Raw genomic sequence first — 11,445 nt, 5'->3', positions numbered from 1 at the left:
TGCCCCACTAGCTATAGAGAAACTTAGACATATATTGGGAATGGAATATAAAAGATTATGAGCGACGAAACACCTCAGAATCCCTCAGAACCGTCCGTGGAGCCCACGGAAATCGACGTTCTCGAAGGAAATCTAATGCACGACAAGGTTGAGCAAATCGATCTCCAGACGGAGATGAAGCGTTCCTACCTTGACTACGCCATGGCCGTGATTGTTGGCCGTGCACTGCCGGATGTCCGTGACGGACTCAAGCCTGTGCACCGCCGCGTGCTCTACGCCATGTTCGACGGCGGATACCGCCCGGAGCGCTCTTTTAACAAGTGTGCCCGCGTAGTCGGCGAAGTCATGGGTCAGTACCACCCCCATGGCGACAGTTCGATTTACGATGCCTTGGTGCGCCTGATTCAGGACTGGACCATGCGTTACCCCTTGGCTCTTGGACAGGGAAACTTCGGTTCCCCGGGTAACGATGGTGCTGCTGCGCCTCGTTACACGGAAACCAAAATGGCGCCGTTGGCGATGGAAATGGTTCGAGACATCGACGAAGAAACCGTCGATTTCCAGGACAACTACGACGGTAAGAACCAAGAGCCCACCATTTTGCCCTCGAGGTTCCCAAACCTTCTGGTCAATGGTTCCTCAGGTATTGCCGTGGGTATGGCTACCAATATTCCTCCCCACAACCTGCGCGAAGTTGCCGACGGTGTCCAGTGGTACCTGGCAAACCCGACGGTAAGCCGTGAGGAACTTCTTGAGGCGCTCATTGAACGCATCAAGGGACCCGATTTCCCGACCGGTGCTCAGATTTTGGGCCGCAAGGGCATCGAAGATGCCTACCGCACGGGACGCGGCTCCATCACCATGCGTGCGGTTGTCAACGTTGAGGAAATTCAGGGTCGTACCTGCTTGGTCGTGACCGAGCTGCCGTTCCAGGCCAACCCGGACAACCTCGCCATCAAGATTGCCGATCTGGTCAAGGACGGCAAGATTTCTGGCATCGCCGATATGCGCGATGAGACCTCGGGTCGTACTGGCCAGCGTTTGGTCATCGTCCTCAAGCGTGACGCAGTTGCGAAGGTTGTTTTGAACAACCTGTACAAGCACACCCAGCTGCAGGAAAACTTCAGCGCCAACATGCTGGCCATTGTTGACGGTGTTCCCCGCACCCTGCCCCTGGATGCCTTCATCCGTCACTGGGTCACGCACCAGATGGACGTCATCGTCCGCCGTACGCGCTTCCGCCTTCGCAAGGCAGAAGAAGAAGCTCATATCTTGCGCGGTCTCTTGAAGGCTCTCGATGCCCTCGATGAGGTCATCGCACTCATTCGACGTTCCTCGACTACCGAGGAAGCCCGCGATGGTTTGATCCAGCTGCTAGACATCGACGAGATCCAGGCCAAGGCCATTTTGGATATGCAGCTGCGTCGTTTGGCTGCCTTGGAGCACCAGAAGATCACGGACCGGCACAATGTGTTGGAAACCATGATCACCGAATTCAACCGAATCCTGGCTGACCCGGAAATTCAGCGCGGCATCGTCAGCGACGAATTGGCAGATATCGCGGCTCGATACGGCGATGACCGTCGCACCGAGATCATGATGGGTTACGACCCCAACATGAGTATGGAAGACCTCATTCCGGAAGAGGAAATGGTCGTCACCATTACGCGCGGCGGATACGTCAAGCGCACTCGAAGCGACAACTACCGCACCCAGCACCGTGGCGGCAAGGGCGTCAAGGGCGCGCAGCTGCGTGGCGATGACGTCGTCGAGCACTTCTTTGTGACCACGACCCACCACTGGTTGTTATTCTTTACAAATCTTGGCCGCGTCTACCGAGCTAAGGCCTACGAGCTTGCCGAAGCTGGCCGCGACGCCAAGGGACAGCACGTAGCGAACCTCTTGGCCTTCCAGCCGGACGAGAAGATCGCCCAGGTCATGGAGCTCAAGGACTACCAGCAGTCGCCTTATTTGGTTCTGGCAACCAAGAATGGCTTGGTCAAGAAGACCTCACTCGAGGACTACGACACCAACCGTTCCGCCGGCGTCATCGCCATCAATCTGCGAGACGGTGACGAACTGGTTTCGGCTCAGCTCGTCTCGGACACGGATGATCTGCTCCTCGTCTCACGTAAGGGACAGTCGATCAGGTTCACGGCCACCAATGACGCATTGCGCCCCATGGGCCGAGCCACCTCTGGTGTGACCGGCATGAAATTCCGTGACTACGACGAACTCTTGTCAGCAGCGGTAGTGACGGATGATTCATTCGTCTTCATCGTCACCGAGGGCGGCTACGCCAAGCGGACGGCTGTCGAGGAATACCGTTTGCAGGGACGAGGCGGCTTGGGTATCAAGGTAGCTAAGCTCGTTGAAGACCGTGGTGATTTGATCGGCGCCCTGATCGTTCAGGAAGACGATGAGGTGCTCGTGGTCATGAGTGGCGGCAAGGTTGTTCGCTCCGACGTGTCCGAGGTTCCGGCAAAGGGCCGCGACACGATGGGCGTCATCTTCGCCAAGCCCGACAAGAACGATCGGATCATCGGCATCGCCCGAAATACGGAGCGAGGCCTTGAAGAAGACGAAGATTCAACGGACCCCGAGGCCCCCCAGACACCGCAATCCGGTGTAGTCGAGGGAAACCCTCAGGTAGATGAAGTACCGTTGAATGATAATGACGGAATAACTGGAGGTACCGATTGAGCACCAATAACCCCATCCCGCGGCCTGGCTCCGCACCAAGGGGAGGTACTCCGGCCCGCCCTGCCCAGCGTCCTGCGCAGAGCCCGACAACAACTAAAGCAGCTGCGGCGAAGCCCGTAGTCAAGAGGCCGGCCCCCAAAACCCCGCCCACTTTGGTCAAGCCTGCCCCGAAGGCCAAGGCGCGCCGCGCCCGTCTTCTGGTCAGCAAGGTTGACCCGTGGTCGGTATTGAAGATGGCATTCCTGCTATCTGTTGCGCTCGGCATTATCACCGTCGTTGCCTCCATCGTGCTGTGGACGGTTTTGGACACGATCGGCTTGTTCGACACGGTTAATTCCTTCATCAACGACATTCAGGGCAAGGAAGGCGGAACGCCTTTCGATCTGCTCAGTATTGTCTCCTTGGGGCAGGTTGCTTCCTTCGCGACTATTGTCGCTGTGGTCAATGTTGTGTTGTTGACCACACTTTCGGTGCTTTCTGCATGGTTGTACAACATTTCCGCCACCCTTGTTGGTGGAATTGGTGTCACCCTGACTGATGACTAAAAGTTCAAAATCCGCGGATTAACGGTGTGAAAACACTAAAAAATCCTTGAATTGGCGGGTCTCGGATCTTCCGGGACCCGCCGATTTTGAACTTTGGGATTGTTTGGGGTAAAGTTTTGTCTCGGCCCGGTGAGGGTCACTGAGGGCGTATAGCTCAGGCGGTTAGAGCGCTTCGCTGATAACGAAGAGGTCCCTGGTTCAAGTCCAGGTACGCCCACGGAACCTATTGGTTCTTGTGGAAGGAAGATGTGTAGTGAAGAAGTTATTGATCTTGATCGTGACTTTAGGTGCTGCGGTTTTCCTAAATAAGAAGTGGCAGGAATCCAAAGTTGTGAAGACAACTTGGAACAAAGCAACAGATTCTGTAATTTGAATTTATTGATTAGTTTCATATATACTGAATGAGCATTATGGGGGCATGGCGCAATTGGTAGCGCACCTGCTTTGCAAGCAGGGGGTTCGGGGTTCGAGTCCCCGTGCCTCCACCATAAAAAACAACCCTGGTCTTCGGACCGGGGTTGTTTTGTTTTTAGTGAAAGTCCTGGCAGCTGCTGGGCATTGGAAAATAATCTACGGGTTGTACAGTGATTCTCTTCTTGGCCCTCGTGGGTATTCTGGGCGTTTCCGCATCTGGCCCGATCATGGCGGCAACCGCGGCTCCTGCTTTGACTATTGCACTTTGGCGCAATGTTTTTGGGGCGGTCGTCCTTGGTACCCCCACTCTGATCAAGGAACCGCGCCGTTTCAGCTCCTTGACTCGGCTTGAGCTGAAATACATCCTCATTGCAGCAACAGCACTCGCCTTCCATTTCGCTTGTTTCGTCACCTCGGTCAAATTGACCAGCGTGGCAGCTGCAACTGCACTTGTGTGTCTGCAAGCCGCGTGGATTGCCCTATTTCAGTGGATCCGGGGATCCAAGCCCGCCAGACCCATCCTGCTGGGCCTGGGAACGGCCCTGATAGGCGTTGTCGTCATCACCGGCTTCGATATGAGTGTTTCCAAGGAAGCGCTCCTCGGAGACCTGCTGGCGGTCGTGGGCGGCGCCTTGGCCGCGGTTTATACCTTGGCTGGCTCAAAAGCCCGCAAAACAATGTCGACCGGTGTCTACACAAGCCTTTGCTATGGATTTTGCTCCATCATCTTGCTTGTTCTTTGTTTGGCCTTCCAGCAGCCGTTCGTCAACATCCCTGCGGAAGCTTGGTGGGGAATTATCGGCGTCACGATTGCTGCTCAGATTTTTGGGCACACCATCTTCAACCACCTTTTGGCCACTATGTCGCCACTTGTGGTTTCCATGATGATCTTGTTGGAAATCCCGGGGGCGGCACTCTTGGCAGGGTTCTTCCTGCATCAGGCCTTGCCGGCCGGAACCTATGCCGGATTAGCGCTCATCCTGGTGGGCTTGGCCATCGTGATTCTTTATCAGGGACGCAGCGGCTTGAGAAAGTCCAAAAGAATCAAATAGGTCTTAAAGACAAGATGGTCGGGTTCATGTTGAACCCGACCATCTTTGGAAGATCTGAAGAACTATTTAGTTTCTTCCTCGACTTCGGTGTCCGCAACCTTTGCAGCATCCTCGAGGGCGCCGTCGTCCGCTGGCACCGGGGCAGGCACAACAGCCTGGGCTGGGACAACAGTGGCGGGCGTCTTCCAAGGGTCGGCAACCGGCTTGGAAGCCTTCCAGGCTGCTACTGCAGCAGCTGATGCGGCAGCAATGATGCCGACCACGATCCAGCCCTTGCCAGAGCCTTTCTTTTTCTTGACAGATTCCGCGACAACTTCCACCTGGTGGGAAAGCTGCGTCTTTTCCAAGGCAGTTTCGACGGCGTGTGCGGCGTCGCCCAGCTTGTCCGAGACGAGCGGGATGAAATCATGAACCACACGTTCCTTGGCCGAGGCCAGCGCGGGACTCGCCTTGTCCAAAGCACCCTGAATATGCGGTGTGGCCTCATCAACGGCATCGGAAATACGCGGGGCGAGCTTCTCGAGGCCATCTTGAAGCATGGGAGTCACGGCGGCCACGCCGTCGGCCGTGTACTGGGCAGCCTTCCGCAAGCTGTCTTGAACAATGGGAGAAGCCTGCTCAATCCCACGTTCAATCCGGGGTACGGCCCATCCAAGAGCAGCTTCTACGCGCGGTGTGGTCCATTCCCGTGCATGTTCTACATGGGGAGTTGCCCATTCGGTGGCATTGTGTACGCCCGAGCTGAGGGAGTCTTCCAAGCCTTGGGTAAAGCGGTCAACCTTCTTCACGTTTCCTCCAGATGTTGGCAGTTTCATCTTTCAGCCTACGTCGAGATCCTCACCGTTTCTATCTCTTGCCAGTTCGCCGGGCGCGGAATGAAGAACACAGGCAGGATTTTCTCATCTTGGCATGACAGAATATCGCCATGACTGCTATCCCAACCGCAAAAGCAACTATCAGCACCAGCCTCGGCGATATCGTGGTGAACCTTTTTGGTAACCACGCACCCAAGACTGTTGCCAACTTCGTAGGCCTGGCAACCGGCACGACCGAGTGGACCCACCCGGCAACCGGCGAAAAGACCACGGCTCCGTTGTACAACGGAACCATCTTCCACCGCATCATCAAGGACTTCATGATCCAGGGTGGAGATCCCTTGGGCCGTGGAATCGGTGGCCCCGGCTACCAGTTCGACGATGAGATCAACCCCGACCTGAACTTCAACGACCCCTACAAGTTTGCAATGGCTAACGCCGGCATTCAGGGTGGCCGCGGAACCAACGGTTCACAGTTCTTCATCACCACGGTGAACACGAGCTGGCTGCAGGGCAAGCACACCATCTTCGGTGATGTCACCGATGAGGCTTCCCGCGCCGTTGTCGACGCCATCGAAGGTGTTGCAACCGGCGCCGGCGACAAGCCGCGTGAAGATGTTGTCATCAACTCCGTAACTGTCGAACAGCTCTAATCACTGTTCCTCGTTTCCATGGCTTTGGCCGTCGAGTTCTTATGAGCTCGACGGCCAAAGCCATCCTTGTTTTCTTCTGACAAAATTTCTTAACTGAGGACCCACTTCATGAGTTCTGCCTATCCGGCTCCGGGGCCAGCTGCCAGCGCCCCTGTTTGCCCCCGCCACCCTGATCGCGTCTCCTATGTGAGTTGCCAGCGGTGCGGCCGGCCAACATGCCCGGACTGTCAGCGCAGTGCGGCTGTGGGAATTCAGTGTGTGGATTGTGTTCAACAAGCTGCTAAATCGATCCCTGGGCGACGCACCATCTTCGGCGGTGTCCCCCGGGCAGGTCGCCCGTTGATCACGATCATCATGATGGCCATCTGTGTTGCCGCTTATGCTCTGGACCTAGCAATTCCCAACGGCTTTATCTTTCAAAATTTTGCGTATGCACCGTTCCTGACGGAATCTGAACCGTGGCGTATGCTCACCTCGGCCTTCTTGCATTCCTCCAGCATCATGCATATTGCCTTCAACATGTATGCGCTGTGGATACTAGGTAACGCCCTGGAGCCTGCCTTTGGGCGAATTCGATTCTTGGCCGTATACCTCGTCAGCGCGCTGGCCGGATCCGTTGGAGTCCTCATGCTATCGCCGGTTGATACCGTCGTGGTGGGCGCTTCGGGAGCTGTCTTTGGCCTCTTCGGTGCTCTATTCGTGGTTCAAAAGAAGCGTGGAGGCGATCTGCGCCAGATCCTAGTGCTTCTAGCCATCAATGCGGCGATTGGGTTCATTATCCCCAATATTGCTTGGCAGGCCCATCTTGGTGGCCTGATTGCAGGGGCTCTATGCACCTGGGCCATAGCCTATGCCCCAGCCAAGAATCGCAATGTGATTCAGTGGGGATCGGTGGCTGCCGTCGTCGTCGTGCTCCTAGCCCTGAGCATTTACAAGGTCTCGACGTTCCCCACCTTCCTGATTGGCTAGCCAGATCTTTTACGGCTTCACTCGACGGTAGTCCCCGGCATAGTGCAGCAGCGGTGACTGATCCTTGCTCCATGGGGCGTCTTCCCCCATGGAGACAACATTCCCCACCACGAGGAAATGCGTTGCCGCCTCATGGACGGCCGTCGTCTCCACCTCAAAATATGCCAGCGCCCCAGCAATCACAGCATTGTCGGTGGCAGGGCCGCGCCTAAAATCAATCTGATTGAGGAGACCCTCCACAGGATTTCCTGGGCTTGCCAGCCAATTGGCCTGACCCTTTTGCTCTGCGGTGAGCAGGGACAACGCCCATGAACCGGAGTCCACAACGGCCTGGGCGATCCGGGATTCGGCGTAGAGACTAACGAGCAATGTCGGTGGGTCATAGGACACTGACAAGTAGGAGCTCACGGTGGCTGCGTAGTCGCGGTCACGAAGCCGGGTGCTCACGATGGCAACGCCACTGGCCTGTTCTGCACTGAGACGACGGTATTCGTCAATTTGCTCCTGTGTTGTTTGCTGTGGGAAAACTCTGTGGATATCAAGGTTGCCAGCAAGTTCCATGAGTCCATGTTCGCACGTTTCCACACTTATCCACAGAGCTATCCACACGTGGGCATAACTTACAGGGATGTAGTTCTAGTAGTTTTAGATTCGTCGAACACGTACTTATCCCCAAGCTTATGCACACTGGGTATAAGTTACACACATGTAATTCCACAGCTGTGGATTACTTTCTGGCGGCAATTTTGCGGAGTTTATACGGTTCTTGCTCCAAAGTTACCCACACCTGTGGATAACTTTGTGAACAACTAGGGATAACCAGAGCTTCGAAGACTGCTTGTGGATAGTTCGAACAAGTTATCAACTGCGGTGGATAAGGCTGTGGGTTGTGGGAAAAAGTTATCCACACTGTGGAGAACCTTGGGGATAGTGATTAATATTGCGTGTCAAGAGGCCGTTTGAGGGTTCGCAAGTAGTTCTCTGTCATCCAGAACTCGTCCCTCTGTGAAGTCGTGGGCACCGAGCAATGGCTAGAGGATGAAAAGTAGGGCGATACTGCCTTGGAGGAGGTCTATTCTCGGACAGAAGCGGTGCTGTATCTTTACACTGAAGGTAGCTTCTGTTATTTCAAATGTGCACACCTTCCTTGGTGGGATCGTGAAGAGTGACGGGCTAGATAGCCCAGTTTCGTGACATGAAATGAGGATGAGTGGCCCGTCGCGCCAATGTTGGGGACATTGTTGATCAGCTGACGTCCAGCACCTCTAAAGGTGTGCTTATTGTCGGCTCACGAGGAGCGGGCAAAACATGGATGTTGAGTCAGATTATTGCGGCGCTAGGATCTGAAGCGGCAACGATCAGGCTGAGCGCCAGCAAAGCTCTTGCGGCCATTCCTTTTGGGGCCGTCAACGCCAGAGTCGGATCAAAACTGATCCGAAGCAGCGACTACTACGAGGTACTTAACGGCCTGTTGGAACAGATAGCCTCGGCAGCCCAAAGCGCCCAGCGAGTAATTCTCATGGTGGATAACGCCCAAGATCTGGACAATCAAAGTGCGGCCATCATTCTGCAGGTCGTAATGTCTTCCGATGCAAAATTGATCCTCGTAGATCAGCCAGGCAGCCAAGGCAGCCATCTTCGAGAACTCTGGCGAGACGGGCACCTGACGCGTTTTGAATTGGCACCCTTGCAGTCCATTGACGTGCAAGTGTTCCTTGAGGGTCTCCTAGACGGAAAAGTTGCCGAGGGCACCGCAAATTATCTAGCCAGCCGTTCCGCGGGAAACCTTTTGGTCCTGCACGGCTTAGTTGCTGGCGCCCAGGAAGAAGGATCACTTCGGAAAGTTAACAACGTTTGGATCCTTGACCATCCGGGAGATCGTTTGGGGGTGGAGACCTGGGAATTTCTACAGATGGATCTGGATCGACTCTCTGAGGAAAGTCGACGCATTCTCGAAATTTTGGCGTTAACTGGACCCTTGCCGCTCAACGTCCTACTTGAATTGGCCAGCGCTGAAGACGTAGATGAGATGCAACAACGGGAACTTGTTGAGATTATCCCGGGCTCCCTGCTGACAATGAGGTTGACCCGTCAGGCCACAGCTCCCGCGATCAGGGGAATGATCCCCGTGGCGCGTAGTCGGAGGTACTTTGCTGAAGTCTCGAGATTCATTTCGGTAACCGACGAATCAACCCCCGAGGTGCTGATCAACTTCACGAGGTGGTCCCTTGATTGTGGTCTACCTGTTGAAGATCGCCGCCTCCTCGACGCTGCGATCTGGGCCAATCAGCTCATGCGTCCAACGGAAGCCTTGCAATTTAGCGGTGGTCGAGTCGGTACGGAACATTCCGCTGCTTTATTGGCTGAACGCGCGATTGCATTTTTGAATCAAAAGAGCCCTGCGGAAGCGCGGATTCTCGCCCGGCAGGCACTCGAGATGGCGACTTCACCTGAAGCGGCAGCTAGGGCGCTCCGAGCGGTGAATCTCAGCCATAGTTCTACCCTCGATTATCAGGCTCAGTTTGACGACGCCTACACCCTCTATGAACAGCGATTCGGTGCGGTTCGGCTCAACGAAGATGCCACGCGTGCGGAGATCGATGTCCTGATTATTCGGGCCATCAAGGATGTTTCCTTGGGTAACGTCTCCCCTGCCGCAGAGCTTATCGACGGATTGCTGCAACACTCCTTGACAACGAACATCAGTGATCAGGTTTTGTTGAAATCGTTGCAATGCGAGATCTATTGTGCCGTGGGTCGTATGAGTACGGCCGTGTCTGTCGCGATGGAAGTTATTGGGGGCCTCGAACGGGCGGAAGGGTTCCCACGCCCAGATATTGCCATTTTGGCATATACCCGCGCCGTTGCTTCTTTCGTTTACGACGGCGCATGGGACCACGTGCGCGTTGCTCTCGACCCCGCGACATTCACTAACCCGGACATGATGCTGTACTCCGGCGGTCTGCGGGATTTGGCCACGGCCGTGATGCAATGCCGCCGTGGCTATATTGAAGAAGCCCTCATGTCCTTGGAAACGGCTGCTGGCGCTCTCAAGGACTATGACCCTTGGTCTGTGCTGTCGACGGCTCTGGCCTTGATGGCATACTGCCGTGTTATGCGTGGGGACCTCTTGGGCTCGCAAGAATGCCTCGTGGAGCTGGCGAGTCTCGAGCGGCGCAGTGGGAAGTTCTATGCCCTTGAGAGTTCGGCTTACGCAGCCGCAGCTCAGGTTATGACCGGGCAGAAAGACCTTGGCTTATCTCGCCTACGTGGCCTGCGCACAGAATGCCAGCGTCTGGGACTTCTTGGTATCGAGCTGACGGTGCTTTCCCTCATGGTGCGAGTGGGAGACTCGGGTGCGATTCCTCGATTGACTGACGTGGCCAATTTGTTGGAGTCGGGCAGCAAAGAGTTCTTTGTGAATTGGTCACAAGCGATGCGCTCTCAGGACCCTGCCACTCTTGATCGGGCCAGTGCCACCGCAATGGACTTTGGCTTTGAACTGCTAGCCGTAGAACTGGCAACCCATGCCTTGAATAAGTTCCACGACAGCGGAAAAGTCCACAAGAGCAGGAAGACCGCCAGTAAAGTTGTCGCGATGCGGGAGCAGATGCCTGGGCTGGTCTCTCCCGTATTTCACACCATGGATCAACCGAAGATGACCCGGCGTGAGCATCAGATTGCCCTTCTCGTTGCTCAAGGAGAATCAAATAATGCCATTGCTGCCAGATTGAATGTCTCATTGCGGACCATCGAAGGGCATCTATACAGGACGTTTATCAAGCTGGATATTCAGTCTCGTGAGCAGTTGACGGCGCTGCTGAACCAAGACAATGAGGACGGCAAGCTCAGGGTTAGCCAGTCATGACAACCGCTACAGCTAGCAAGACAGAAGGGCCCCGCCATGAGGCGAGGCCCTTCACTCGTTTCCCTGCTGGGACTAGCTGCGCCAGCGAGTCGTCATCATGAAACCAGCCAGTGCAATGGCGAAACCGATGCCGATGTTCCAGTTGTGGATATCGGGAATGGGGAACTTTCCATCCGAAATGTAGTAAGTAATAATCCAAACCAGGCCCAGCAGCATGAGGGTGACCATGAGGGGAAGGAACCAAACGGCGTTGGGCTGCTGTGTTTTAGAGGACGGGGTTTGAACCGGGGCCTTTGCGGGACGGCGACGCGGTTTTGACTCGGGCACAGGAGCTCCTTGACATTGGGACCGTCACAACGATCCACTCAGTGGGTTGGCAGGCGGTTCATCAGCCGTGGCTTTATTGCAAGAATTGTTCCATGCCGT

Annotated in this window: 10 protein-coding genes and 2 tRNA genes; 9 read left to right on the top strand and 3 right to left on the bottom strand. The window is 55.3% G+C overall.

Annotated features, from left to right (window positions below; genetic code table 11):
• The first annotated feature begins 57 nt into the window (after positions 1-57).
• The 6 genes from gyrA to CVS30_RS16505 all read left to right on the top strand — a co-directional run bounded on the left by gyrA (position 58) and on the right by CVS30_RS16505 (position 4,714).
• Positions 58-2,703 carry a DNA gyrase subunit A gene (gene gyrA / locus CVS30_RS16525; protein ID WP_110486655.1) on the top strand — a complete coding sequence of 882 codons (2,646 nt, stop codon included), beginning with the start codon at positions 58-60 and terminating at the stop codon, positions 2,701-2,703.
• Positions 2,700-3,248, top strand: coding sequence for a DUF3566 domain-containing protein (locus tag CVS30_RS16520; RefSeq protein WP_110486654.1), 549 nt, complete (start codon positions 2,700-2,702; stop codon positions 3,246-3,248). Before gyrA ends, CVS30_RS16520 begins: the two co-directional genes overlap by 4 nt.
• Positions 3,249-3,391: 143 nt before the next feature.
• Positions 3,392-3,465, top strand: a tRNA-Ile gene (locus CVS30_RS16515).
• Between the two features lie 18 nt (positions 3,466-3,483).
• Positions 3,484-3,621, top strand: a complete 138-nt coding sequence (locus CVS30_RS18435) for a DLW-39 family protein (RefSeq protein WP_306418797.1) — start codon at positions 3,484-3,486, stop codon at positions 3,619-3,621.
• A 39-nt stretch (positions 3,622-3,660) separates the two neighbouring features.
• Positions 3,661-3,736: transfer RNA gene (locus CVS30_RS16510), tRNA-Ala, on the top strand.
• A 96-nt stretch (positions 3,737-3,832) separates the two neighbouring features.
• A complete protein-coding gene (locus CVS30_RS16505; protein ID WP_110486653.1) occupies positions 3,833-4,714 on the top strand; it encodes a DMT family transporter in 882 nt (293 codons plus the stop codon).
• A gap of 62 nt (positions 4,715-4,776) precedes the next feature.
• Here CVS30_RS16505 and CVS30_RS16500 read toward each other — a convergent pair whose 3' ends face one another.
• Complete coding sequence (locus tag CVS30_RS16500) at positions 4,777-5,529, bottom strand: hypothetical protein (RefSeq protein ID WP_181419840.1); 753 nt, start codon at positions 5,527-5,529, stop codon at positions 4,777-4,779.
• 110 nt (positions 5,530-5,639) lie between these two features.
• Here CVS30_RS16500 and CVS30_RS16495 point away from each other — a divergent pair, with 110 nt between their 5' ends.
• Positions 5,640-6,182 carry a peptidylprolyl isomerase gene (locus tag CVS30_RS16495; protein WP_110486651.1) on the top strand — a complete coding sequence of 181 codons (543 nt, stop codon included), beginning with the start codon at positions 5,640-5,642 and terminating at the stop codon, positions 6,180-6,182.
• A 258-nt stretch (positions 6,183-6,440) separates the two neighbouring features.
• On the top strand, positions 6,441-7,151 hold the full coding sequence (locus CVS30_RS16490; protein ID WP_306418795.1) for a rhomboid family intramembrane serine protease: 711 nt from the start codon (positions 6,441-6,443) through the stop codon (positions 7,149-7,151).
• Between the two features lie 9 nt (positions 7,152-7,160).
• Here CVS30_RS16490 and CVS30_RS16485 read toward each other — a convergent pair whose 3' ends face one another.
• Positions 7,161-7,712, bottom strand: a complete 552-nt coding sequence (locus CVS30_RS16485; protein ID WP_110486649.1) for a flavin reductase family protein — start codon at positions 7,710-7,712, stop codon at positions 7,161-7,163.
• Between the two features lie 649 nt (positions 7,713-8,361).
• Here CVS30_RS16485 and CVS30_RS16480 point away from each other — a divergent pair.
• A complete protein-coding gene (locus CVS30_RS16480; RefSeq protein ID WP_110486648.1) occupies positions 8,362-11,019 on the top strand; it encodes a LuxR C-terminal-related transcriptional regulator in 2,658 nt (885 codons plus the stop codon).
• A 72-nt stretch (positions 11,020-11,091) separates the two neighbouring features.
• On the opposite strand, the gene CVS30_RS16475 is transcribed toward CVS30_RS16480, so the two are convergent.
• Positions 11,092-11,346: a cell division protein CrgA gene (locus CVS30_RS16475; protein WP_110486647.1), complete on the bottom strand. Its 255-nt coding sequence runs from the start codon at positions 11,344-11,346 to the stop codon at positions 11,092-11,094.
• Positions 11,347-11,445 lie beyond the last annotated feature (99 nt).

The organism is Arthrobacter psychrolactophilus (assembly GCF_003219795.1).
Lineage (GTDB): Bacteria > Actinomycetota > Actinomycetes > Actinomycetales > Micrococcaceae > Specibacter > Specibacter psychrolactophilus.
Note: the sequence above shows the minus strand (reverse complement) of the source record. Positions and strands in the feature narration are given on the sequence as shown.